Origin of the sequence: Chromobacterium sp. S0633 (assembly GCF_024158805.1) — a bacterium.
Taxonomy (GTDB): domain Bacteria; phylum Pseudomonadota; class Gammaproteobacteria; order Burkholderiales; family Chromobacteriaceae; genus Chromobacterium.
This window is the reverse complement of the sequence record NZ_JAMZGH010000002.1, coordinates 195,759-218,201: the sequence shown is the minus strand read 5'-3', so window position 1 is coordinate 218,201 and position 22,443 is coordinate 195,759. Positions and strand designations below refer to the sequence as shown.

At 65.8% G+C, this 22,443-nt stretch carries 24 protein-coding genes; 6 read left to right on the top strand and 18 right to left on the bottom strand.

The genetic code is table 11. The annotated features are described in order from the left end of the window. The 4 genes from NK214_RS02140 to NK214_RS02125 all read right to left on the bottom strand — a co-directional run. A partial coding sequence (locus tag NK214_RS02140; protein ID WP_253313672.1) for an aminotransferase class III-fold pyridoxal phosphate-dependent enzyme occupies nt 1-610 on the bottom strand: 610 nt, incomplete at its 3' end. After that, nucleotides 594-2,084, bottom strand: coding sequence for a hypothetical protein (locus NK214_RS02135; RefSeq protein WP_227103209.1), 1,491 nt, complete (start codon nt 2,082-2,084; stop codon nt 594-596). The genes NK214_RS02140 and NK214_RS02135, both read right to left, overlap by 17 nt. A 42-nt stretch (nt 2,085-2,126) precedes the next feature. Further along, entirely contained in the window at nt 2,127-3,128 is a 1,002-nt protein-coding gene (locus NK214_RS02130; RefSeq protein ID WP_107799038.1) for a hypothetical protein, read from the bottom strand. 9 nt (nt 3,129-3,137) lie between these two features. Continuing rightward, nucleotides 3,138-4,127 carry an iron-containing redox enzyme family protein gene (locus NK214_RS02125; RefSeq protein WP_199225850.1) on the bottom strand — a complete coding sequence of 330 codons (990 nt, stop codon included), beginning with the start codon at nt 4,125-4,127 and terminating at the stop codon, nt 3,138-3,140. 596 nt (nt 4,128-4,723) lie between these two features. On the opposite strand from NK214_RS02125, the gene NK214_RS02120 reads away from it, so the two are divergent. Further along, a complete protein-coding gene (locus NK214_RS02120; protein WP_107799037.1) occupies nt 4,724-6,319 on the top strand; it encodes an ABC transporter substrate-binding protein in 1,596 nt (531 codons plus the stop codon). 77 nt (nt 6,320-6,396) lie between these two features. On the opposite strand, the gene arsH is transcribed toward NK214_RS02120, so the two are convergent. After that, nucleotides 6,397-7,119, bottom strand: a complete 723-nt coding sequence (gene arsH / locus NK214_RS02115) for an arsenical resistance protein ArsH (protein WP_227103211.1) — start codon at nt 7,117-7,119, stop codon at nt 6,397-6,399. Between the two features lie 131 nt (nt 7,120-7,250). On the opposite strand from arsH, the gene NK214_RS02110 reads away from it, so the two are divergent. The 3 genes from NK214_RS02110 to arsB all read left to right on the top strand — a co-directional run bounded on the left by NK214_RS02110 (nt 7,251) and on the right by arsB (nt 9,304). Continuing rightward, nucleotides 7,251-7,622: a helix-turn-helix transcriptional regulator gene (locus tag NK214_RS02110; RefSeq protein WP_227103213.1), complete on the top strand. Its 372-nt coding sequence runs from the start codon at nt 7,251-7,253 to the stop codon at nt 7,620-7,622. A gap of 4 nt (nt 7,623-7,626) precedes the next feature. Then, on the top strand, nt 7,627-8,106 hold the full coding sequence (locus tag NK214_RS02105; RefSeq protein WP_227103214.1) for an arsenate reductase ArsC: 480 nt from the start codon (nt 7,627-7,629) through the stop codon (nt 8,104-8,106). A 175-nt stretch (nt 8,107-8,281) separates the two neighbouring features. Next, nucleotides 8,282-9,304: an ACR3 family arsenite efflux transporter gene (arsB, locus tag NK214_RS02100; RefSeq protein ID WP_227108586.1), complete on the top strand. Its 1,023-nt coding sequence runs from the start codon at nt 8,282-8,284 to the stop codon at nt 9,302-9,304. Nucleotides 9,305-9,462: 158 nt separating this feature from the next. Here arsB and NK214_RS02095 read toward each other — a convergent pair whose 3' ends face one another. Together NK214_RS02095 and NK214_RS02090 are read right to left on the bottom strand one after the other, a co-directional pair. Next, entirely contained in the window at nt 9,463-10,503 is a 1,041-nt protein-coding gene (locus NK214_RS02095; RefSeq protein WP_253313671.1) for an arginine deiminase-related protein, read from the bottom strand. Nucleotides 10,504-10,576: 73 nt separating this feature from the next. After that, nucleotides 10,577-11,692, bottom strand: coding sequence for a succinylglutamate desuccinylase/aspartoacylase family protein (locus NK214_RS02090; protein ID WP_253313670.1), 1,116 nt, complete (start codon nt 11,690-11,692; stop codon nt 10,577-10,579). 118 nt (nt 11,693-11,810) lie between these two features. Here NK214_RS02090 and NK214_RS25065 point away from each other — a divergent pair, with 118 nt between their 5' ends. Further along, nucleotides 11,811-12,284 (top strand): Lrp/AsnC family transcriptional regulator, encoded by a 474-nt coding sequence (locus tag NK214_RS25065; RefSeq protein ID WP_305883538.1) that lies wholly within the window; start codon nt 11,811-11,813, stop codon nt 12,282-12,284. Here NK214_RS25065 and NK214_RS02075 read toward each other — a convergent pair. The 4 genes from NK214_RS02075 to NK214_RS02060 form a co-directional block, all read right to left on the bottom strand. Then, nucleotides 12,276-13,004, bottom strand: coding sequence for an ABC transporter permease (locus tag NK214_RS02075; protein WP_253313669.1), 729 nt, complete (start codon nt 13,002-13,004; stop codon nt 12,276-12,278). The genes NK214_RS25065 and NK214_RS02075 overlap by 9 nt on opposite strands. Nucleotides 13,005-13,014: 10 nt before the next feature. After that, a complete protein-coding gene (locus tag NK214_RS02070) occupies nt 13,015-13,689 on the bottom strand; it encodes an ABC transporter permease (RefSeq protein WP_235088533.1) in 675 nt (224 codons plus the stop codon). Nucleotides 13,690-13,786: 97 nt separating this feature from the next. Continuing rightward, nucleotides 13,787-14,545 (bottom strand): transporter substrate-binding domain-containing protein, encoded by a 759-nt coding sequence (locus NK214_RS02065; RefSeq protein ID WP_253313668.1) that lies wholly within the window; start codon nt 14,543-14,545, stop codon nt 13,787-13,789. Between the two features lie 98 nt (nt 14,546-14,643). Then, complete coding sequence (locus tag NK214_RS02060; protein ID WP_107798935.1) at nt 14,644-15,405, bottom strand: dimethylarginine dimethylaminohydrolase family protein; 762 nt, start codon at nt 15,403-15,405, stop codon at nt 14,644-14,646. Between the two features lie 282 nt (nt 15,406-15,687). Here NK214_RS02060 and NK214_RS02055 point away from each other — a divergent pair, with 282 nt between their 5' ends. Continuing rightward, nucleotides 15,688-16,596, top strand: a complete 909-nt coding sequence (locus NK214_RS02055) for an aspartyl/asparaginyl beta-hydroxylase domain-containing protein (RefSeq protein ID WP_227103227.1) — start codon at nt 15,688-15,690, stop codon at nt 16,594-16,596. A gap of 6 nt (nt 16,597-16,602) precedes the next feature. Here the strand turns inward: NK214_RS02055 and NK214_RS02050 are convergent, their stop codons facing one another. The 7 genes from NK214_RS02050 to NK214_RS02020 all read right to left on the bottom strand — a co-directional run bounded on the left by NK214_RS02050 (nt 16,603) and on the right by NK214_RS02020 (nt 22,279). Further along, nucleotides 16,603-17,586: an amidohydrolase family protein gene (locus tag NK214_RS02050; RefSeq protein WP_235088526.1), complete on the bottom strand. Its 984-nt coding sequence runs from the start codon at nt 17,584-17,586 to the stop codon at nt 16,603-16,605. Between the two features lie 91 nt (nt 17,587-17,677). Beyond that, on the bottom strand, nt 17,678-18,241 hold the full coding sequence (gene nbaC / locus NK214_RS02045) for a 3-hydroxyanthranilate 3,4-dioxygenase (RefSeq protein ID WP_107798933.1): 564 nt from the start codon (nt 18,239-18,241) through the stop codon (nt 17,678-17,680). 71 nt (nt 18,242-18,312) lie between these two features. After that, nucleotides 18,313-18,729, bottom strand: coding sequence for a RidA family protein (locus NK214_RS02040; RefSeq protein ID WP_227103231.1), 417 nt, complete (start codon nt 18,727-18,729; stop codon nt 18,313-18,315). Continuing rightward, nucleotides 18,729-19,505: a 2-keto-4-pentenoate hydratase gene (locus NK214_RS02035; RefSeq protein ID WP_253313667.1), complete on the bottom strand. Its 777-nt coding sequence runs from the start codon at nt 19,503-19,505 to the stop codon at nt 18,729-18,731. The genes NK214_RS02040 and NK214_RS02035 overlap by 1 nt, the downstream gene beginning before the upstream one ends. Next, nucleotides 19,502-20,521 carry a 4-hydroxy-2-oxovalerate aldolase gene (gene dmpG / locus NK214_RS02030; RefSeq protein ID WP_235088524.1) on the bottom strand — a complete coding sequence of 340 codons (1,020 nt, stop codon included), beginning with the start codon at nt 20,519-20,521 and terminating at the stop codon, nt 19,502-19,504. The genes NK214_RS02035 and dmpG overlap by 4 nt, the downstream gene beginning before the upstream one ends. Nucleotides 20,522-20,531: 10 nt before the next feature. Continuing rightward, nucleotides 20,532-21,470 (bottom strand): acetaldehyde dehydrogenase (acetylating), encoded by a 939-nt coding sequence (locus NK214_RS02025; protein WP_253313666.1) that lies wholly within the window; start codon nt 21,468-21,470, stop codon nt 20,532-20,534. After that, nucleotides 21,467-22,279: a 2-keto-4-pentenoate hydratase gene (locus tag NK214_RS02020; RefSeq protein ID WP_253313665.1), complete on the bottom strand. Its 813-nt coding sequence runs from the start codon at nt 22,277-22,279 to the stop codon at nt 21,467-21,469. Before NK214_RS02020 ends, NK214_RS02025 begins: the two co-directional genes overlap by 4 nt. Nucleotides 22,280-22,443 lie beyond the last annotated feature (164 nt).

Here is a 22,443-nt window from a genome sequence, read left to right as displayed (position 1 = left end):
CGGTCAGCACATTGCCCGGCATCACCGCGTTGATGGTGATGTCGTCGCGCGCCAGCTCCGCCGCCGCCGCGGCCAGATCGCCCCAGGGCAAGACCGCGCAGTCCTCGCGCCGCGGCAGGCCCTGCCGCCAGAAATCGCCGCCGGCCAGTTCGGTGGCTTCCAGGGTCAGCCCGTGAAAGCCGCCGTCGAAACTCAAGGCGCGCCGCCGGCCGCCGGCCATCCGCGCCAGCTTCAGCGCGCCCTCCACCGCCTCCGCGCCGGTGCTGGCGAACAGGGCCTTGCCGTCGGCGAAGCCGGCCAGCGTCAGCAGCGCCGCGGCCAGATCGCCGGCCAGGCCGGAAAAGCCCAGCGGATGCAGATTGGGCGCCGGATCGAACAGGTCTTCCGCCAGGCCGGACAGCAGCGCCCGCGGGCGATGTCCCAGCGCCGCCGCGCCGTAGCCGGCGACGAAGTCCAGCCAGCGCCGGCCGTCCTCCAGCCGCAGCCAAGCGCCCTCCGCCTCCAGCGGCCGGGCGTCCAGCCCGCACTGCTTCAGCGTTTCCAGCCAGGCCGGATTGACGCTGGCGGCGTAGGCGGCTTGCGTCGCCGCGCGTTCAGCCGGCGACGGCATAGCCGTCCAGCGAGCAGACGGCCAGCTGCGCCTGCGGACCGTAGAAGTCCGCCACCTGGTCCATCGCCCGCAGATTGAGCTCCAGCAGGTACGCCAGATTGGCCTCTGCGCGCTGCTGCGTCCGCGGCGACAAGGCGCTGATTTCGCGGAAGAACAGCCGGGACAAGGCGGCGTGGTTGAGCTCCAGATTCAAATCGTCGTGGCGCTTGGCCACGCGCTGGTAATCGGCGCGGAACTCCACCAGCGACTCCAGCCGCTCGTGCACCGGATTATCCACGCCCAACATGCCCTCGGTGACCATGATGGAGCTCAGATAGCCGATGGGGTCGTAACGGCCCAGCACGGTGAAGGCGTCGACATAGGCCTGGAACAAGGGCAGCGGCAGCGCCTGGTCCAGCCAGGCCGGCGGCACGCCCAGCGCTTCGCAGGTGGCGCGCTCGTAGACTTCGTGGCCCAGCTCCTCCTGGAAATAACGGTAGACCCGTTGCTTCAGCGGGCTGCGCAGCCGCTTGGTCATCAGCGGCGCGATGATTTCCACGAAGCGCTGGGTGACGTGGTATTGCTCGATGAACAGGCCTTGCACCAGGGGGCCGAAGCCGGCGTCGTCGGCGTTCACCCTGCGCACATAGCGCGATTCGCCCAGCTCGGCCAGGCCGTCCAGCGCAAACTGCTCGGCGCGGCGCATGAAGTTGACGCCGCTGTCCACCGCCGAGGCCGGCTCGCGGCAGAGGAGCCGCCGCCGCGCCTCGGGCTTGGGCGCCAGCAGCAGCAGATCCACCAGGCACAGCGCATAGGCCTCCAGATGCGCCGGGCAGTAAAAGCCCTCGCTGGCCGGCATCTCCGCCGCGCCGGCCTCGCGGCGGCTGAGCCCGACGAAGCCGGCCCCGTCGGCGAAGCCGTTGAGCACCCGCCGCCACAGCGTCAGCGCCTGCGGCAGATTGTCGGCCAGGTACAGCTTTTGCAGATAGAAGGTTTGCAGCGCGAAATTGTCGCGCCACTCCGGCGCGCCCGCCTCGTCTATGCAAAAGGCGTCGGCCTGCGGCGCCGGCTCGTCCAGCAGGCGCAGCATGTTCAGCACCACCGGCGCGTAAGCGCCGCGCGCCGCGCCGGCGGTGGCCGCCAACAGCTTGTCCACGCAGCGGCGGCTCAGCGCCTCCCACTGCCGGCGCTGCCGCTCCAGCGCCGCCGGGTCCGCCGGCGCGTCGCGGATCAGCGACAGCGCGTCCAGCTGTTCCGCCAGCGACAGCTGCCAGGACGGCGCCGATCCGGCGTGGATGTCGAACCAGATTTCCGCGTCCGGATTGGCCATCGCCAGCACGCTGTCCAGCACCCGGCCGCCGTCCACGCCGGAAAACTGGATTTCATACTCCTTGGCGTCCGCCGCCAGCACCACGGTCTGGCCGTCGTCGGCCAGATGGGCGCTGAAGGGCACCAGGTGGGGCGCGCGATAATGGGTGACTTGCCAGGCTTCCATCGTTCTCTCCTTGGCTGCCGTCTCGAGGACTACTGCGGGGGATTACAAATAGAGCCGCGGCATCAAGGCGTCCGGCCGGCTGTAGTAATCGACGATTTCCTCGTCCTGCAGCGCCATGGTTTCTATGGTCAGCACCAGGTTTTTCTCCACCACCAGCTGCTCCTCGCGACTGATGGCGCTGATGTCCTGCAGCAGTTCGGAGGTGATGTCGTCGTGCCCCAGCGTATCGTTGAGGTAGGCGTGGCGCAGCAGCGGCTCCCAGAAGCCCTTGTCCAGTCCGGCGCGTTCGCAACAGCGCACCAGCGCGCGGTTGAACTCGTCGCCGGGCATTTCGAACAGAAACAACACGCTCTTGAACGACAGCAGATGCTGACGCGCGAACACGCCCAAGGCCGCGCACAAGGCGAAGGTGGACGGCAGGGGCTGCAGATGGTCCAGGCCCTCCACTTCCATGTCCACGCTGGCCAGGCTCTCGGCCAGCATCTGATCATGATCCAGCTCCGACACCAGGAAGCGCTGGATGCTGCGCTGGTTCTGCCGGCTGTCCGCGTGCGACAGCGCGGAGGCGATCAGGCCCGGCGCCGCGCGCACCAGGTAGTAATACTCCAGCGCGTAGCCGATCAGCACATTGCGCGGCGCGCTGCCGTCGGACAGCATGCCGTACAGCCGGGAATGGCCGCGCTTGCGCATCGCCCTTTGCGCCAGATTGCGCAGCCGGGTGTTGAACTCGCAACCGGACAGCGCGTCGTCCGGCAATTCGAAGCTGGCCTCGGTCACCAGGCCCAGGCGGTCCAACTCCTCCAGCAGGCCGGGAATCGTCCCCGCCAATTCCGGATGGGCGGCGCGCAGCGCCGACATGCTGGCCGGCGCGCGCTGCAGATCGTCCAGCAGGGCCAGCAATTGCAGCCGCCCTTCGTCGGCCACTTGCAGATCGCAGGACTGCTCGCGGTACAGCAGGGCCACGCCGCCGTCCTGCGGCTGGATTTCCACCCCGGGCCGCAGCGCCGGGTAACGAAACAGATCATGGGTGCCGGGGCCGTGCATAATGCCTCCTCAATAATGCTCGATGCGGCGCAGCAAGGTGTCGGCGTGCAGATAGTGCCGCCAGACCGCGCTGTAGAAAGCGTCGTAGAGCTCGACGAACAAATGGGTTTGCGCCAGCAGGCGTCGCGCCGTTTCCTGATCCACCACCGGGATCTGCGCGAAGATCTTGCGGGTCAGGCTGCCGTGCTCGCCCTTCAGATTGATGTCCGAGTGCGCCTTCACCGGGCGCAGGAAATCCGCGTCCACGCCCAGCCGGTAAGCGGCGTCCAGGAAGGAGTCCTGACGGATGTCCTTACCTTCCAAAATGCCCAGCGTGGTGAAGAAGAACAGCGGATCGTTGTGCGACCAATAGGCCAGCGCGTTGCACAGCGCCATGGTCTGCGGCAGCGGCACGGCGTGCGCCAGGTCCTCGCGGCTGATGCCGATGCGGTTCAAGGCCTGCAGCAGCAGCTCGTCGTGGCCGTACTCCTCGGCGAAGAAGGCGTTCATCGCCAGCCGCGCCTGGGTATTGGGCACATAGGACAGCACCGGCGCGTCGAAATAGCTTTCGCGGAACAAAAAGTGATAGTTCTCTATCACCATGCCGTGGAACACCCGCTCCGGAATATCCCCCGGCTGGCTGGCGTTCTGGCAATGGGTCCAGAACGGATTGCGGTACAGCGTCTGGTAGAGCAGGCGGTTGGACAGGTCCTCCACCTCCAGCAGCACTTCCAGCCCGGTCTTGCCGCGCGCCGGCGCCAGCGGGCGGATCACGCCGTAGTTTTCCAGGCTGACCAGCAAACGACGCACCTCGTCGGCGGACTGGCGCGGCAGGAGGCGCTCCGCGTCCCGCTGGCTGCAGCCGCCGGCCAGGCGCGCCATCAGCGCGCTGACCTCCTCCGTGCTGGCAAGGCCTGCGGAAATCTCCAATTCCTCGTCGCCGGCGGTTTTGACCACCAGCGGCGATTGCGAAATCACATCGCCGTTCAGGCAAAAACGAAGATCGGACGGATGGGACACAAAGGAGTCTCCTCTTAAAGATGAGCGCGGCCGCCGGCAAGCCGGCGGCGCGGAATCCGGATCGGCCCAGGGCTTTGCGCCTGAAACGGCGGCCCCGTTCCTACCCGATTACAAGTGGACCGGCACCAGGACCGGACGCGGATTGCGGGGTTTGACCACAACCACCGCTTCTTGCGTGCTGGCTTGCATTTGGCTCTCCTTGGCTTAAGAGAAAACAAAAACGCCCTTTTGCAGGCCTCCCTATCTTATGCCTGCCGCCGCAATGCAGAAACGCCTGAAAACTGACACAAATAACTGTTTTTAAATATTATTCTTAAAAATGCGCCCAGCTCGTCGAAACGAAAATCTCAAATGCGGGCGCGCTTACGCCGCAGCGCACGATTGACGCCGGGGCAACATTCTATATGCTGGCAGGGTCTTCCGTTCCCGCCTTAGTCGCTTGAATCCGGCATCAAACGGGCATCCCAAACGCATGCCGGGCCGCCAAAACGGCGGGAATCGGACAGATGAACAAATAGAAAGCCCCCAAGGGCCTGCCAAGCACTCATGAAGAAGGCGTCCGCGCCCTTCACCGCTCTGCAAATAGGGAAATAGCAATGAGAAAGATCCAACCGCAATTGTTGGCCGCGGCCTGCTGCGCCGCTTTCGCCGTCTCCGTCCAGGCCGCCGGCACCCTGGTCTACTGCTCCGAAGCCAGCCCGGACGGCTTCGACTCCGCCCAGTTCACCTCAGGCACCACCTTCGACGCGGCCGGCCACGCGCTGTTCGACCGCCTGGTGGGTTTCGAGAAAGGCTCGACCAAGGCCATTCCCAGCCTGGCCACCTCCTGGAGCGCCTCGCCGGACGGCAAGGTCTACACCTTCAAGCTGCGCCAGGGCGTGAAGTTCCACACCACCGACTATTTCAAGCCGACGCGCGACTTCAACGCCGACGACGTGGTGTTCACCTTCATGCGCATGTTCGACAAGAACCACCCCTTCCGCAAAGCCTACAACACGGAATTCCCCTACGCGGTGGACACCGGCCTGGCCAGCAACGTCAGCGCCGTGGAAAAAGTGGACGCGCAGACGGTGCGCTTCGTCTTGAAAGCGCCGGACGCCGACCTGGCGATCAAGATCGCCATGCCCTTCGCCTCCATCCTGTCCGCCGAATACGCCGAGCAGCTGCTCAAGGCCGGCCGCGCCGCCGACATCAATCAGAAACCGGTGGGCACCGGCCCCTTCATCTTCAAGCGCTACCAGAAGGACGCCCAGATCCGCTACGCCGGCAACAAGGCTTACTGGGACAAGAGCGCGGTGAAGGTGGACAATCTGGTGTTCGCCATCGCCACCGATCCCTCGGTGCGCTACCAGAAAATGAAGGCCGGCGAGTGCCAGATCATGTCCTATCCGCGCCCCAGCGATCTGGCGGTGATGAAGACCGATCCCAAGCTGAAAATGCTGACCGCGCCCGGTTTCAATATCGGCTACCTCAGCTACAACCTGGACAAGCCGCAGTTCCAGAAGCGCGAGGTGCGCCAGGCGCTGGACATGGCGATCAACCGCCAGGCCATCATAGACGCGGTCTACCAGGGCCAGGGCCAGGCCGCCAGCAACCCCTTCCCGTCCTCGCTGTGGTCCTACAACAAGAGCCTGAAGAACGCGCCCTATAATGTGGCCGCCGCCAAGGCGCTGCTGGCCAAGGCCGGCTACCCCAACGGCTTCGAGCTGAGCTTGTGGGCAATGCCGGTGCAACGGCCGTACAACCCCAACGCCAAACTGATGGCGGAGATGATCCAGTCCGACTGGGCCAAGATCGGCGTCAAGGCCAAGATCGTGTCCTATGAATGGGGCGAATACCTGAAGCGGATGAAGCGCGGCGAGCACGACGCCGGCCTGATGGGCTGGACCGGCGACTACGCCAGCCCGGACAACTTCCTGGGCGTGCTGCTCAGCTGCGAGGCGGTGAACGGCTCCAACTACTCGCGCTACTGCAATAAGGAGTTCGACGCGCTGATCATCAAGGCCCGCACCCTGAACGACCAGGCCGAGCGCGCCAAGCTGTACTCGCAGGCGCAAACCCTCTTCAAGCGCGATCTGCCGTGGACCACCATCGCCCACTCCATCATCAATCAACCGATGCGCAAGGAAGTGAACGGCTTCAAGATCAGCCCCTTTGGCGATTATCAGTTCAGCGGCGTCAGCGTGAAGTAAGCCTCAACAGGGCGTCGTCCAGCGGCGCCCTGTCTGGCGGCTACTTGAACAGTCTACGGGCCGCCGCACCCCGGCGGCTAAATACTATGTTGGCTCACCCGCAGAGATAAGGCTTCGGCGCTTTCCTTACGCTCGCTGTAACGATCCGTCAGATAGGGAGAAACATCGCGGGTCAACAGTGTGAACTTCATCAACTCCTCCATCACATCCACCACCCGGTCGTAGTAGGCTGACGGTTTCATCCGGCCTCCCTCGTCGAACTCCAGAAAAGCCTTGGGCACCGAGGACTGATTTGGAATGGTCAGCATCCTCATCCAGCGTCCCAAAATGCGCAGTTGGTTGACCGCATTGAACGACTGAGAACCGCCGGACACCTCCAGCACCGCCAAAGTCTTGCCCTGAGTGGGACGAACGGCCCCAGCGGACAGCGGAATCCAGTCGATTTGTGTCTTCATGACGCCCGTCATCGCCCCATGTCTTTCCGGGGTACACCACACCATGCCTTCGGCCCACAAGACCAACTCACGCAACTCCTGCACCTTGGGATGACTGTCCGGAGCCTCATCCGGCAAGGGCAAACCCTTGGGATCGAACATCCTGACCTCCGCCCCCATCGCAAGCAACAAACGGCCCGCCTCCTCAGCCAAGAAACGGCTGTATGAACGCTCGCGCAACGAGCCGTACAGCAGTAAAAAGCGGGGCGCATGCTTGGATGCGGGCACCGCAGACAACGGCGAATACGATGGGCTTTCAAATAGATCAGCCCGGACATTGGGCAAATCGGGGGAATGGATGAACATAGCGGCCTCCTGCAGATAACGAGTCAATCCCCCTGTGCGGACCCCGCGTTGCGGCCTCACAAGGGTGAGCGGAACGCAGGCCATGATAATGGATCTAGACATTATTTCAATAATTCTTGTATAGTTGAACCATGAAAAACACAACCGCGACCCAAATCTTCGAATCCCTGTCTTCCAGCATCCGGCTCGACATTTACCGCTTGCTGGTCAGGCAAGGACTGGAAGGCATGGTGGCTGGCCAAATCGCCGGCACGCTCAACCTTCCTCCCAACAATGTGTCCTTTCACCTCAAGGGCATGAGCCATGCAGGCTTGGTTTCGGTGGAGCAGGAAGGACGCTACCAGCGCTATCGCGCCAATTTGACCTTGATGCTGGAATTGATCGCCTATTTGACCGAAGAGTGCTGCGCCGGCCATCCGGAGCAATGCGTCGACATGCGTGCGGACTCATGCTGCCCCGAAGCCGCCTTGCCCCCATCATCCAAAACTGAAACGGAAAACTGACCCCATGAACGTGCTTTTCCTGTGCACCGGAAACGCCTGCCGCTCCATCCTGGGCGAAGCCGTTTTCAACCACCTGGCGCCGGCCGGCTGGAAAGCCATGAGCGCGGGCAGCCAACCCACAGGGCAAGTGCATCCGCGCTCGCTGGCGCTATTGAGGCGCGAAGGGATGGCTGCCGAGGGCTGCCGCAGCAAATCCTGGGACAATCTGCCAGCCACCCCCGACATCGTCATCACCGTCTGCGCCGGCGCCGCCGGCGAAACCTGCCCCGCCTACCTGGGGCCGACGCTGCGCAGTCACTGGGGAGTGGAAGATCCCGCCCAGGCCACCGGCTCCGACGCGGAAATCGACGCGGCCTTCATGGCGGCCTACCGCATTCTGCGCACCCGGATCGAAGCCTTCCTGGCTTTGCCGCTGGCCGAGCTGCAACAAGACCCCGCGCGCCTGAAAACGGAACTGGATCGTATCGGCGGCTTGCTGCCCTGAAGGCAAAGCGCCAGGCGGCATGACGGCCATGACCACGCAAGCCATCAGCGCGCGGCCAAGCGGCTGCCCCGATCAAGGCAATCGCAAAATCCCGATCAGCCCGCACGTTTGAAAAAGGAGAATTGTTTTGTCTACCCCTTGCGACGCCGCTCTTCGCCGGGACGGCCCGGCGTCGATGAGCAGGTTTGAACGCTACCTGACCCTCTGGGTTTTTCTTTGCATCATCGCGGGAATCGCGCTGGGACAAACGCTGCCGCAGCTATTCCAGGCTATCGGCAAGCTGGAAATCGCCCAGGTCAACCTGCCCGTCGGTTTACTGATTTGGGTGATGATCATTCCCATGCTGGTCAAAGTCGATTTTGGCGCGCTGCACGAAGTGCGCCATCATGTCCGCGGCATTGGCGTGACCCTGGTGGTGAATTGGCTGCTTAAGCCGTTCTCCATGGCGTTTCTGGGCTGGCTGTTCATTCGCAACCTATTTGCAGACATGCTCCCGGCGGAACAACTGGACAGTTATATTGCCGGACTGATCCTGCTGGCCGCCGCGCCCTGCACCGCCATGGTCTTTGTGTGGAGCCGGCTGAGCAATGGCGACCCCTTGTTCACGCTGTCCCAGGTCGCCCTGAACGATAGCATTATGGTTGTGGCGTTCGCGCCGCTCGTCGGCCTCCTGCTCGGCATCTCCGCGATCACCGTGCCATGGGACACCCTGCTGGTATCGGTCGTGCTTTACATCGTGATTCCGGTCATCCTGGCGCAATTATGGCGCAAGGCGCTGCTAGCCAAGGGGCAGGCGGCTTTCGATGCCGCCATGAGCAAGATTGGCCCTTGGTCTATCACCGCCTTGCTCGCAACCTTGGTTCTGCTCTTCGCCTTTCAGGGCGAAGCGATATTGAAGCAGCCGCTAGTCATTGCCTTGCTGGCGGTCCCCATTTTGATCCAAGTGTTCTTTAACTCCGCCCTGGCCTACTGGCTCAACCGGCTCGTCGGAGAAAAGCATAGCGTGGCCTGCCCGTCCGCTTTGATTGGCGCGTCCAACTTCTTTGAACTATCGGTGGCCACCGCCATCAGCCTGTTCGGATTTCATTCCGGAGCGGCGCTGGCCACTGTTGTCGGCGTGCTGGTTGAAGTCCCCGCCATGCTGCTGGTTGTTCGCATCGTGAACGCCAGCAAAGACTGGTATGAAAGAGGCGCGTAGTCGCTAAACACGCTCAGGCCGTTCGGTACCTGCCGCAAAGCCGCGACGCTGCCGGAGCCGTGCGGCAGCGTCTGAACCGTGGATTGAGTTGTCCGGCCTAGCCTCCCTCCCGAACGAGCCGCGACGGAACGCGTTCCCGGCCCTTGCCGGGGCAGCCGCTAGCGGACGCGCGGCAGGAACAGCTCGGCCAGCATGCAGCGGCAGCTGCCGCCGCCCACCGCCTCTATGGTGGGAATGGGGTTGACCACCGGCTGCCCGTGGCGCTCCAGCGTTCTTTGCTGCGCCGGCGTGAAGCCGTTCCAGGCCTGCTCCGACATCGCGATCAGCGGCTGGCCGCCGGCGCCGCGCAGTTGCAGAATATTGCCGCAGAAGCTGCGCTCCACCTGAGCCAGACTGATGTCGATCACCTCGTGGTGCTCGCTCAGCGCGCTCAGCACTTGCCGCCGCTGCTCCGGCCGGTGCAGGCTTTCGGAGCAGATCACCGCGAAGCCCTCGCCCACGCTCATCATCACATTGGTGTGGTAGATGGGCACGCCGCGGCTGTCCACGGTGTCGAACAGGTGCACCGCTTCCAGGCCGCGCCGGCGCGCGTAACGGTAGAGCGCGCCCGGATGGCAGCGCTGCGAGCGCGCCGCGTACACGCGCTTGCGCGGATGGTCGAACACCATCACCCCGGTGCCTTCCAGGATCAGTTCCTCTTCCAGCGGATGGCCGGCCCACACCACTTGCTCCACCTCGTAGCCGTGGCTCAGCAGCAATTGGCACAGCTCCTCCACCCGCCGTTCCCGGCGGCGGTTCAGCGTGTGCATCGGGTAGACGTGCAGGCTGCCGTCCACGCTGGTGCTGAACCAGTTGTTGGGAAACACCGCGTCCGGGGTTGGATAGCCGTCCGGACTTTTTTCCAGCACCAGCACTTCGACGCCGCGGTCGCGCAGCCGCTGCGCCATGGCGTCGAATTCCGCCAGCGCCCGCGCGGTAACCTGGGCCGGCGGCAGTTGCAGCCGGTGCTGGAACACATTGTCGGCGCCGGTTTGTTCATTGAAGGCGAAATCGTGAGGACGCACCATCACGACGGCGCGGGCCAATTGGCCTTGTCTGGCGCGGAGCCAGATGGGCTCCAGGTTTTCTTGCGCCGGCGCGTCGGCGGCGGCGATGGCTTGGGCTTGCATGGTGGGCGGCTCTTGGGTGGGGGTTCGCATGGCCGCCCGCGGGCGGCAAATCATTCTACTGACAGTACGCGTTGCGGCCATGCCGGAAACATGACGCAAACGTTCAAGCAAGCGACACGCGCGCGCCGGCGTCGGCCCGGCCCAGAATGCGGCACAGCTCCATGCCGGCCTGGGCGTAGCGCAGCGGGTGGCTGACGTAGAGCAGGCCCGCCGCCGGGCTGAGCACCGGGACGACCCGGTTTTCCAGCGGGTCGATCAGCTCCAGCAGCGGCTGGCCGCGCTCCACTTCCGCGCCGACCGCGCAATGGCGCAGCACCAGGCCGGGCGCGGGCGCGCTCACGCTGGTCATGCCGCGCCAGGTCCACGGCGCGGGCACCGGCGGCGGCAAGGCCGGCGCGGCGCCGGCGATGTGGCCGCGGCTTTGCAGATAGGCGTACAAAGCCTCCGCGTCCCGCCGCGCCTGGCCGTGGTCCAGATCGCCCTGCCCGCGCAGCTCCACCGTGGCGGCCACGCAGCCCAGCGGCAGCGGATGCGCCGGCCCCAGTTCGCCGGCCAGCCGCCACCAGCTCTGGCCGCAGGATTCCTCGAAAGTCGTGCCGCCCGGCGCCTCGTTCAAGACCGCCGCGGCCACGCCCAGATAGCGCGCCAGCGGCTCCAGCGCCGGCCAGAACGGCGCGTCGGCGTACACGTGCAGCAGCGCCTGGCTGTCGCAATGCAGGTCCAGCACCAGGTCGCTGTCCAGCGCCAGCCGGCTCAGGGCAAGGCGCAGCGCCTCCAGTTCCGTGACCGGGGTTTGCGCGTCCAGCGCGGCGCGCATCCGGGCGCGCACCGTCCGCAGATTGGCGGCGGCGTCGTCGCCAAGGCCGGCTTCCAGGCCGGGGCGCAGCAGCGGGTGGAAATCGGTGAAGCGGCGGTTGAAATTCTCGCCGCTGCGCAGTTCGAAACGCCCGGGCTGCTGCTGCAACAGCGCCTGGGCCAGCCCGATGGGATTGGCCACCGGCACCAGCACGATTTCGCCGCGCAGCAGGCCGGCCGCTTCGGCCTGGTCCAGCAGCCGGCGCAGATGGTGGATCACCAGCATGCCGGGCAGTTCGTCCGCGTGCAGGCTGGCCTGCAAATAGGCCTTGGGCCCGGCGCCGCGCCGGCCGTAATGCAGGCTCAAGAGTTCGCGCCGCATGCCTATGCTGGCCTGCGGCAACGCCAGGGTGACGAGCTCCATAAAACGCCCTCCCTTTCCATGTCATTGAAATATCAAAACCACGCTGGACGCGCCGCCTTGACACTGTCGGCGCCTGAGGCTCAAATCATCAGGCAGCCCATCCATCCTGAAACCCGCCATGAACGACAAGAAACCCAGCCTGGACCGTATCGACCTGAAAATCCTCGCCGCTTTGCAAGCCAACGGCCGCATGTCCTTTCAACGTTTGTCCGAGCAGGTCAATCTGACGCCTCGGCCCTGCCTGGAGCGCGTGCGCCGGCTGGAAAAAGCCGGCGTGATCCGCGGCTACCGCGCCGTGGTGCAGCTGCCGGAACCGGCCTACCCCGTCATCGTGGTGGCCCAGGTGGCGCTGGCCGATCACGCGCTGTCGCAGCAGGCCTTCATCAAGGAACTGCAACGCAGCGAGGCGGTGCTGGACGCCTGGCTGGTGGCCGGCAGCTTCGATTTCCAGGTGCGCGTCGGCTGTCGCGACATCCAGCAATACCGCGAGCTGGCCGAGCAATGGCTGAACAGCGCCGCCTTCAAGATCGACAAGATCATCACCATCACCGAGCTGCAGGAGATCAAGCGCAGCGCCGGCGCGCTAGGCTGAGCGCGGCCGCAGGAACTTCAGCCAGCGGCGTTCCGCCTGACGAAAGCCCGCCAGCAGCGCGAAGGTGCAGCCCAGGTAGATCGCCGCCGCCATCAGAAAAGGGAAAAACGGCGCGTAGGTGGCCGCGTACAAGGCGCGCGCCACGCCGGTGACGTCCAAGAGCGTGACCGTGGACGATAAGGCGGTGGCGTGCAGCAAAAACACCATTTCATTGCTCAGCACCGGTATCGAGCGCCGCAGCGCGCCGGGCAAGACGATGCGGCGGATGACCCGCGCCCGCGACATGCCGAAGGCCTCCGCCGCCATGATTTCCTCGCGCGGGTAGCCGGCGAGCGCGCCGGACAGGATTTCCTGCGCGTAAGCGGCGGTGTTCAACACATAGGCGAGGATGGCGCAGAAGGTGGCGTCGCGGAACAGCAGCCAGAACGGGGCTTCCGCCTGCCAGCCTTCTATCACCCAGCTGAATTGCGACACGCCGTAATAGATCAGCATCAGCTGCATGAACAAGGGCGTGCCGCGGAAGAAATAGCTGAAGGCGGCCACCGCCCAGCGCAGCGGCGCCGGGCCGTAGACCCTGAGCAGCGCCAGCAGCACCGCCAGCAACATGCCCAGGCCGCCGGACACCAGGAACAGCTTGGCGGTGAGCGCCAGCCCGCTCCATTGGCCGCCCTCTCCCCATAAATAGCTGGGCAAGGCGCGCAGGATTTCGTCTAGCGTCATCGTTTCCCCCTCAAAGCAGGCCGCGGCTGTAACGCAGCCCCAGCCAGCGGAACACCCCGCCGGAGGCGGCGGTGAACAGCAAATAGACCAGGCAGACCAGGAAATAGAACAGGAAAGGCATTTGGGTGGCGCGGCCGGCCTGCTCGGCGAGCCAGGCCATGTCCTCCAGGCCGATCAGCGAGACCAGCACCGCCGACTTCATCAGCGCCAGCCAGTTGTTGTTGATGCCGGGCAAGGCGTGGCGCAGCATCTGCGGAAACAGGATGCGCCGAAACAGCCGCCACGGCCGCATGCCGTAGGCGACGCCGGCCTCCAACTGGCCGCGCGGCACCGCCAGGAAGGCGCTGCGGAAGGTTTCGGTGTAATAGGCGCCGAAGATGAAGCCTATGGTCAGCACCCCGGCCAGGAATTTGTCGAACTCCACCGCCGGCAGCCCCAAGGCCGCCAGCAGCAGATTGAAGACTTTCTCGCCGCCGTAGAACAGCAACAGCATCATCACCAGTTCCGGAATGCCGCGGATCACCGTGGTGTAGGCGATGGACGCCGCCCGCAGCCAGCGCGGCCCGAACAGCTTGACGCAGGCGTTGGCGAGGCCGAACAACAGGGCCAGCCCCAGCGCGGCCAGCGCCACGCGCAGGCTGAGCCAGGCCCCGCTCAGCAACAGGGGCAGATAGGACGCCACCATGGCCGCCCTCCTTGGGGAAGCGGCCGGCGGGCGCCGGCCGGGGGTGGATAGGGATGGAAGCGGTGCGCGCGCCGCGCAGCAGACATTGAACAGGTTCTTAGTGGTAGATATCGAAGCCGAAGTACTTCTTGCGTATCCCCTCGTACACCCCGTTGGCGCGGATGGCGGCGATGGCGCGGTTGATCGCCGCCTTCAGTTCCGGATCGTTCTTGCGCACCGCGACGGCCACCGGATTGGACTCGCCCAGCTTGGGGCCGGCGAAAGCGAACTGCTTGCCGCGCTCGGTGCGTAGAAAGCTGGTCTCGGCCTGGATATTGTCTTGCAAGGCGGCGTCGATGCGGCCGGAGGCCAGGTCCAGGTAGACATTGTCCTGGTTGGCGTAGGTGACGATCTTGACCTTGCCCCCGCCCCAGTTGGCCTTGGCGTACTGCTCGTGCACCGAACCGGACTGCACGCCCACGGTCTTGCCGGCCAGCGACTGCGGCGTGGGCCGCAGCGGGCTGCCCTTGCGCGCCACCAGCTGCGAGGCGGACGCGTAGTATTTGTCGCTGAAATCCACCTGCTTCCGCCGCTCCGCCGTCACGTTCAGCGAGGCGATGACGGCGTCGAACTTATTGGCGTTGAGCGCGGCTATCATGCTGTCGAACGGCTGCTTGACGAAGACGCAGCGGGCCTTGAGTTCGGCGCAGACGGCTTTGGCGATGTCCGGATCGAAGCCGGTGATCTCGCCGTTGGGCGCCAGCACGTCGAAAGGCGGGTAGCCGCCGTCCACGCCCCAGCGGATTTGCTTGATGTCCTTGGCCAGCGACGGGCCGGCGCTCAGCGCCAGCAAGAGCGCGATGCTGATGGTTTTCATCTGGTTTCTCCTTGAGAGCCTGTTCCTCGCCGGCTCAGCGTCGGCGACAGGTTCTGAATCTTCCCGGCTCTGCGGCCGGTGGCGAATGGAACGGTTTTTCAGAAGCGCAGGGACATGCAGGTCAGCCCCCCGTCCATTTTGCGGATTTCGCTGGTGTCGGTCTCGATGATGGGCAGGCCCAGCGTCTTCAGCTTGCGCAGGGTGTCCGGGTAGCCGCTGGGCGTGATCAGGGTGTCGTTGATCCACAGGGTGTTGCCGGCGTATTCCTCGTCCCTGGCCAGCACGATCTGCTGATAGCCGCGGAATACCGGATCGTCGGCGCGGTCTTCGGACAGGATCAGCGTGTTGCGGCCCACGTAGTTGACGATGGATTTCAGATGCAGGCCGGCGCTGACTTCCACCGCGGTGACAACATAGCCAAACTTTTCCACCGCGGCGGCGAACTGGCTGACCCCGGCTTCGTTGGTGCGGCTGGTCAGGCCCACGAAGAAGCGCTTGTCTATCATCAGCACGTCGCCGCCGTCCATGCGCGCGTCGCCGTCCATCCACACCGCGTGACGGAAGCGGGACACCAGCGGCGCGATGCTGCGCACCTCGCCGCGGCGGGACGGCGCGCCGGGTTGGGTGAGCACCGCCAGTTCCGGCATCAGCACCGCGGTGTCTTCAACGAAATGGGCGTCGGGATAATCGGGCTGGGCCGGCAGCGTGCTGACGGTCAGGCCCAGGCTCAGCAGAATGTCCACGTAGTCGCGGAACTGGGCGCGGGTCAGCGCCGGGTCCGGCGCGCCGATATCGGCGGTGGTCAGGCCGCCGGCCACGGTGTCGGCCGGCAAACGGGTGATCGCGTGGGTGAAATGCATGGGCAGGCTCCTTGGTCGGGCGGCCCGGCAAGCGAATGATTGCCGGGGACGGCGCGGGGCCGTTCTCGCTCGAACCATTCTAGGCAGCGCCCCTTGCGGGTGTCGGCCGTATGCGGCGGCCGGCACAGCCGGTTTCGGCTGTTTTCCGGCCAGATACAGCCGTTTGCGCGGCCCGCCGCGGGGGGCGGCGGCGGCAGGATTTTGCTAAACTATCCCAACTACCAGTCGTCCAAAACCGGTATTTGCTTGAAATTGAGCATATCCATGCACAGGCGAGCCCATATGCCGTATATCAAACTCTCCATCCTCCTCGTTTTCGCGCTCTGTACCGTCTATATCCACTATCGCGGCCGCCAACGTCTGGGTTTCTGGCGGCAGTTGACCGATCACTCCACCTTCATGGCGCCGATCAACTGCTTCTGCTACTTGTTCTCCACCTTGCCGGCCCGCCCCTATTTGCCCTTGCAACAGTTTCCGGAATTGCGGACGCTGAACGACAACTGGCAGCGCATCCGCACCGAGGCGCTGGCCCTGTCCGACGGCGGCGCGATCAAGGCCTCCGACCGTTACGACGATCTGGGCTTCAATTCCTTCTTCAAAACCGGCTGGAAGCGCTTCTATCTCAAGTGGTACGACCAGCCGCACCCGTCCGCGGCCAAGCTGTGTCCGTACACCACCGCCTTGCTGGAGGGCATTCCCACGGTGAAGGCGGCGATGTTCGCCAGCCTGCCGCCGGGCAGCCGCCTGGTGCGCCACCGCGACCCCTTCGCCGGATCGGTGCGCTTCCACCTGGGCCTGTCCACGCCGCAAAGCGAGGCCTGCTACATCGAGGTGGACGGCGAGCGCTATAGCTGGCGCGACGGCGAGGCGGTGCTGTTCGACGAAACCTATTTGCACCACGCCGAAAACGCCACCAAGCACCAGCGCATCATCCTGTTCTGCGATATCGAACGGCCGATGCGCTTCCGGCTCGCCGCCTGGTTCAACCGCCAGCTCAGCCGCCTGCTGCTGGGCGCCGCCAGCGCCCCCAATCAGGACGGGGACCGCACCGGCGCGCTCAACCGCCTGTTCCGCTATGTGCAGGCGGTGCGGCTGTTCGGCAAGCGCATCAAGGCGCAGAGCCGCCTCGGCTATTACGCGCTGAAATGGCTGTTGTTCGGCGGCTTGTTGCTGGGCTGGCTGCTGAGTTGAGCCGCCCTATAAACTGAAGAAGGCCCGCGCATTGTCCGCCAACAGCCGCCGGCGGACCTCGGCGTCCGCCACCGTCTCGCGGACCAGGCCGCCCACCGTCTGCTCGCCCAGCGGAAAGGGCGCGTCCGAGCCCAGCATCACCCGCTCCGCGCCCATGGTGGCGATCAATAGCCGCAGCGCGCCGGGATCGAACACCGCGGAATCCACGTAAAACCGGTCCAGATAGCTGGACGGCCGCCGCGGACAGTCTTCGCGCACGATGTCGCGCTGCTCCCAGGCGTTGTCCACCCGGCCCAATAGATAGGCGAAGCTGCCGCCGCCGTGGGCGAAGCAGATTTTCAGGCTGGCCGGCAGGCGTTCGAAAGCGCCGGACAGGATGAGCGACAGGATGGCCAGCTGGGTTTCCGCCGGCATCGACACCAGCCAGGGCAGCATCCAGCGCTTCATCCGCGCGCCGGCGCCCATCATGTCCCATGGATGCACCAGCAGCGGGATGTTCTCGGCCGCGCAATGACTGAGAAACGTCAGCAGGCCCGCGTCGTCCAGATCCCGCTCGCCGACGTGGTTGCCGATCTGCACGCCGATGTGGCCGGCGTCGCGGGCGCGGCTGGCTTCGCGGCAGGCGGCGTCCACGTCCTGCAAGGGCACTTGCGCCAGTACTTTCAAGCGTTGCGGCGCGATGGCCGCCATGTCTAGCGCGCGGTCGTTCATCAGCTGCGCCCACGGCAAGGCGCGCTCTATCGGCGCGGCGTAGGCGAACATCACCGGCGTCGCGCACATGATCTGGATGTCTATGCCCTGCTCGTCCAGCCAGGCCAGCCGGCGCGCGCCGTCCCAAAGCGCGTCGTGCACCGGCCGGAACGGCTGCTCGCCCACCATGATCTGCCCGTTGCGGCCGGAGGTTTCCAGCCAGGGCCCGCGCCGCGGGTCCAGCCGGGCCGCCTCGGCCTGGCTGATCCGCGGGAAGAAATGGGAGTGGATGTCTATCATGGCTGCGTTTCTCGGTTAATTAAGCTTGCTTCAAGAATCGGTTCCCGTCTTGCGAGCTAGGGCGGGAACGCGGCGGTCATGGAACGGACGCTCAATGACGGGAGCGCTGCCGCAACTCGTGCCAGGCGGCGTAATCCTTGCCGGGGTGGACGGTGCCGCAATGGCGGCAGCGGCGCTCGTCCTCGCTCAAGGCGTAAAACAGCTGATAGGCCTTGGGCAGATCGTCCACCAGGCTTTCCAGCTGCTTGGAGAAACGCCAGATCTCGGCGGCGCAGACCGGGCAGTACCATTGCAGGCTGTCGTACTGGCCGACCGGCCGCGGCTTCTCCACCAGCAGGCATAGGCCGGGCTCGGGCCGTTGCGGCGAGTGGATGACGTGGGCCGGCAACAGGAAGGCGTCGCCTTCGCGCAGCTCGATGCGATCGAAGCGCCCGCGGTCCCATATCTCCAGATAGGCGTTGCCCTGGATCTGGTAGAAAATCTCCTCGGTGGGGTTGTCGTGAAAATCGGTGCGGGTATTCGGCCCGCCCACCATATTGATGATGTAGTCGCCGTCCGACCAAACGGCCGCATTGCACACCGGCGGCTTGAGCAGACCCTGGTTGCGCTGCGCCCAGTCCAGCAGATTGAGCGGCATGCCGTATTGCAGTTCCATCTCCTCTCTCCTTCTCTTGTGCTTGATTACACCTAAAAGAACCTACTCGCCGCGAGATCGTAAATACGTTCTTAAAGCGGCTTGTAGGCGATCGCCTTGATCTCAATGCGCAAATGCGGATGCGGCAGCTGATGCACCGCCACCGTGGTCCGCGTCGGCCCTTCCTCGTCGAAGTAGTCGGCGTAAACCCGGTTGTATGCGGCGAAATCGTTCATATCCACCAGATAGGCGCTGATTTCAACCACATCGGCCAGCCCGGCGCCGGCCGTGGCCAGGATGTCGCGGATATTCTCGATCACCGCCCGGGTTTGCAAGGCGATGTCCAGCCGCGTCGCGCCCATGGCGTCGGCCTCGGCGCCGGCGATGCTGTTGTCCGGCCGCCGCGAACTGGTGCCGGAGACAAAGAGGAAGTCCCCGGCCCGCTTCAAGTGCGGAAAGCGACCGCGCGGCGCGGCCTTGCCGCTGACGGTGGTGGCTTGGGTGCTCATCAGGCGCTCCCTTCGGTTTCAAACTCGCAGCGGCCCAGGCCGGCGATCTCCACGCCAACATGCAAGCCGGCGCGCAAGGGCTCGGCCGCGGTGGCCGCGCCGGCCAGCAGCAAGGAGCCGGCCGGCAGCGTGCGCCCTTCCGCGTGCAGCAGCGCGGACACTTCCATCAGCGCGCGCAGCGGCTGGCCCAGGATGGCGGCGCTGCTGCCCAGCTGCACCGGCCGGCCGTTGAAGCGCAGCGTCACGCCCAGATTGTCCAGCGGCGTGTCCGGCGGGCTCAGCGGGCCGACGACGAAATGGGACGATGAGCAGTTGTCCGCCACCACGTCCTCCAGGCTGAAACGGAAGTCGCGGTAGCGCGAATCGATGATTTCCAGCGCCGGCGCCACGCCGGCCAGCGCCAGCCCGGCCTCGGCCAGGGACAGCGGCCGCGAGATCTCCTGCGCGGTGATGAAGGCGATTTCAGGCTCCACCCGCGGATGGATCAGGCGGCCCAGCGCCAGTTCGCCTCCGTCCGCCAGCTGCATGGCGTCGGTCAGCTCGCCCCAGATCAGCGCGTCCACGCCCATTTGCACGCGCTTGGCCCGGCTGGTGAAGCCCAGCTTCAAGCCCAGCGCGCGCTCGCCGCGCTGCTGGCGCAGCGCGATGCCGGCCTGCTGGATGCGATAGGCCTGCGCCAGATCGAAAGGCCGCCGCGCGCTCAGTTGATCGACGGCTTCGCCGGTTTGGGTCGCGATGTCCAGTTCGCGGGCGCAGTTTTGAACAAAGTCCGTCATGCCGCGCCTCCTTTGGCCTTGAGCAAGTCCAGCGCCACGTCGACTATCATGTCCTCCTGCCCGCCCACCATGCGGCGGCGTCCCACTTCCAGCAGGATGTCCAGGGTTTTCAAGCCGTATTGCGCCGCCGCCGTTTCCGCATGGCGCAGGAAGCTGGAGTAGACGCCGGCGTAGCCCAGCGCCAGCGTCTCGCGGTCCACCCGCACCGGGCGGTCCTGGGTGGGCCGCACCAGATCGTCGGCGGCGTCCATCAGCCGGATCAGCTCGCAGCCGTGGTTCCAGCCCAGGCGCTCGGCGGCGGCGATGAACACTTCCAGCGGCGCGTTGCCGGCGCCGGCGCCCTGGCCGGCCAGCGAGGCGTCGACGCGGCGGCAGCCTTCTTCCACCGCCACAATGCTGTTGGCCACGCCCAGGGACAGATTGTGATGGGCGTGGATGCCGGTTTCCGTCTCCGGCCGCAGCGCGTCGCGCAAGGCGCGGAAGCGGTCGCGCACCTGCTGCATCAGCAGAGCGCCGCCGGAATCCACCACGTAGACGCAATGGGCGCCGTAACTTTCCATCAGCTTGGCCTGTTCGGCCAGCCGCTGCGGCGTGGTCATGTGCGACATCATCAGAAAGCCGACGGCGTCCATGCCCAGTTCCCGCGCGTAGCCGATGTGCTGTCTGGCGATGTCGGCCTCGGTGCAGTGGGTGGCGATGCGCGCAATGCGCGCGCCGGCGTCGTAGGCCTCGCGCAAGGCGCGCACGGTGGCGATGCCGGGCAGCAGCAAGGTGGCGATCTTGCTGCTGCGCACGGATTCGGCCGCCGCGGCGATCCACTCCACGTCGCTATGGGCGCCGAAGCCGTAGTTGAAGCTGGAACCCTCCAAGCCGTCGCCGTGCGCCACCTCGATGGAATCCACCCCGGCCGCGTCCAGCGCCGCGGCGATGGCGCGCACCTGGGCCAGCGAATAACGGTGACGGACCGCGTGCGAGCCGTCGCGCAGGGTCACGTCGGAAATATACAGTTTGTCCATGCCGGGCTCCTCAGGCTTGCAGCAGGCGGGCGGCGACGCGTTCGCCGCAGGCCATCGCCGCCGATGTCATGATGTCCAGATTGCCGGCGTAGGCCGGCAGATAGTGGGCCGCGCCTTCCACCTCGATGAAGACGGACACCTTGAGCCCGCCGCTCCGCGCCAGTTCCGGATAGGCCGTCAGCGCTTCCGCCGGCAGCGCCTCGAACTGCACCTCCTGCTTCAGCCGGTAGCCGGGCACATAGGCGCTGACCTTGTCCGCCATCGCGGCCACCGAGCGGGCGATGGCGTCCCGGTCCGCCGGCGCGGTCAGGCAAAACACCGTGTCCCGCATCATCAGCGGCGGCTCCGCCGGGTTCAGGATGATGATGGCCTTGCCGCTGCGCGCGCCGCCGACGCCGACAATCGCCTGGGCGGTGGTTTCGGTGAATTCGTCGATATTGGCGCGCGTGCCGGGGCCGGCGGATTTGCTGGCGATGGAGGCGACGATTTCGCCGTAGAACACCGGCGTCGCCGCGGCCACCGCGGCCACGATGGGAATGGTGGCCTGGCCGCCGCAGGTGACCATATTGATATTGGGCGCGTCCAGGTGCGCGTCCAGGTTCACCGCCGGCACCACATGGGGGCCGATGGCGGCGGGCGTCAGGTCTATCACCCGGACGCCGCGCGGCCGCAGCAGCTGTTCGTGGCGCGCGTGGGCGCCGGCCGAGGTGGCGTCGAACACCAGGCGGATGTCGGCGGCGCCGGGCATGGCCAACAGCCCTTCCACGCCCTGGTGGCTGGTGGCCAGGCCCAGGCGGCGCGCGCGGGCCAGGCCGTCGGAATCCGGATCGATGCCTATCATGGCGGCCAATTCCAGCTGCTGGCCGTGACGCAGTAGTTTGACCATCAGATCGCAAGCGATATTGCCGGAACCGATGATGGCCGCTTTGACGCGAGCGGGATGGCTCATGAGGATGCTCCCTGAAGTGGGGCGAAGCGGGCCGACACCTCGCCCAGGCTCTGAATGCGGGCGGTGAACACGTCGCCGGCGCGCGCCGGCGCCATCGGCCCCAAGGCGCCGGTCAGCACGATGTCGCCGGCCTTGAGCGGCTCGCCGCGCCGCGCCATCGTGTCCGCCAGCCACAGCGCGGCCAATAAGGGATTGCCGAGACAGGCCGCGCCGGCGCCCACCGAGACCGGCTCGCCGCGCAGCTCCAGCGTCATGCCGCAGCCGAGCAGATCGACGTCGGCCAGCCGCCGCGGCCGGTTGCCCAGCACGAAGAGGCCGCTGGACGCGTTGTCGGCGATGGTGTCGCTGATGCGGATATCCCAGCCGGCGATGCGGCTGTCCACGATCTCCAGCGCCGGCAAGACCGCGTCCACCGCCCGGAACAGATCGGCCAGCGTATGTTTGTCATGGTCCAGATCGCGCCCCAGCAGCAGCGCCACTTCCGCCTCTATCTTGGGCTGCAGCAGCCGCCGGCTGTCGATCTCCTCGCCGTCGCACACCGCCATGTCGGCGAACAGGCGGCCGAAATCCGGCTGCGCCACGCCCAGCTGCCGCTGCACCGCGGCCGAGGTCAGGCCGATCTTGCTGCCCACCAGCCGCCGGCCCTGGGCCTGCGCATGCCGGACATTCAGCGTTTGCACCTGATAGGCGGCGTCGACGTCTCCCTCGCCGAGCAGGCCGCGCACCGGCGCGCAGGGCTGGCCGGCGTCGGCGGCGCGACGCAGCTGCTCGGCGGCGGCTTGCAATGCGGATGGTGGAACTGGGCTCAAGGCGTTCTCCTTATTCAAGCGCTCCGGCGCGGACCAAACCGGCCGTATCAGTGGGACGCGTCCAGTCTATGGAGCGCGGCGATAAGGAGAAAATGAATATCCGGGCTTCTGCTATTCCCTAAAGTTATGCCATAGTCTTCTGCCGCGCCGTCCCAACCGCACAG

Coding starts and splice junctions, on each gene's coding strand:
- NK214_RS02135 (WP_227103209.1), bottom strand. CDS start 2,084: ATGGAAGCCTGGCAAGTCACCCATTATCGCGCGCCCCACCTGGTGCCC.
- NK214_RS02130 (WP_107799038.1), bottom strand. CDS start 3,128: ATGCACGGCCCCGGCACCCATGATCTGTTTCGTTACCCGGCGCTGCGG.
- NK214_RS02120 (WP_107799037.1), top strand. CDS start 4,724: ATGAGAAAGATCCAACCGCAATTGTTGGCCGCGGCCTGCTGCGCCGCT.
- arsH (WP_227103211.1), bottom strand. CDS start 7,119: ATGTTCATCCATTCCCCCGATTTGCCCAATGTCCGGGCTGATCTATTT.
- NK214_RS02110 (WP_227103213.1), top strand. CDS start 7,251: ATGAAAAACACAACCGCGACCCAAATCTTCGAATCCCTGTCTTCCAGC.
- NK214_RS02105 (WP_227103214.1), top strand. CDS start 7,627: ATGAACGTGCTTTTCCTGTGCACCGGAAACGCCTGCCGCTCCATCCTG.
- arsB (WP_227108586.1), top strand. CDS start 8,282: ATGAGCAGGTTTGAACGCTACCTGACCCTCTGGGTTTTTCTTTGCATC.
- NK214_RS02095 (WP_253313671.1), bottom strand. CDS start 10,503: ATGCGAACCCCCACCCAAGAGCCGCCCACCATGCAAGCCCAAGCCATC.
- NK214_RS02090 (WP_253313670.1), bottom strand. CDS start 11,692: ATGGAGCTCGTCACCCTGGCGTTGCCGCAGGCCAGCATAGGCATGCGG.
- NK214_RS25065 (WP_305883538.1), top strand. CDS start 11,811: ATGAACGACAAGAAACCCAGCCTGGACCGTATCGACCTGAAAATCCTC.
- NK214_RS02075 (WP_253313669.1), bottom strand. CDS start 13,004: ATGACGCTAGACGAAATCCTGCGCGCCTTGCCCAGCTATTTATGGGGA.
- NK214_RS02070 (WP_235088533.1), bottom strand. CDS start 13,689: ATGGTGGCGTCCTATCTGCCCCTGTTGCTGAGCGGGGCCTGGCTCAGC.
- NK214_RS02065 (WP_253313668.1), bottom strand. CDS start 14,545: ATGAAAACCATCAGCATCGCGCTCTTGCTGGCGCTGAGCGCCGGCCCG.
- NK214_RS02060 (WP_107798935.1), bottom strand. CDS start 15,405: ATGCATTTCACCCACGCGATCACCCGTTTGCCGGCCGACACCGTGGCC.
- NK214_RS02055 (WP_227103227.1), top strand. CDS start 15,688: ATGCCGTATATCAAACTCTCCATCCTCCTCGTTTTCGCGCTCTGTACC.
- NK214_RS02050 (WP_235088526.1), bottom strand. CDS start 17,586: ATGATAGACATCCACTCCCATTTCTTCCCGCGGATCAGCCAGGCCGAG.
- nbaC (WP_107798933.1), bottom strand. CDS start 18,241: ATGGAACTGCAATACGGCATGCCGCTCAATCTGCTGGACTGGGCGCAG.
- NK214_RS02040 (WP_227103231.1), bottom strand. CDS start 18,729: ATGAGCACCCAAGCCACCACCGTCAGCGGCAAGGCCGCGCCGCGCGGT.
- NK214_RS02035 (WP_253313667.1), bottom strand. CDS start 19,505: ATGACGGACTTTGTTCAAAACTGCGCCCGCGAACTGGACATCGCGACC.
- dmpG (WP_235088524.1), bottom strand. CDS start 20,521: ATGGACAAACTGTATATTTCCGACGTGACCCTGCGCGACGGCTCGCAC.
- NK214_RS02025 (WP_253313666.1), bottom strand. CDS start 21,470: ATGAGCCATCCCGCTCGCGTCAAAGCGGCCATCATCGGTTCCGGCAAT.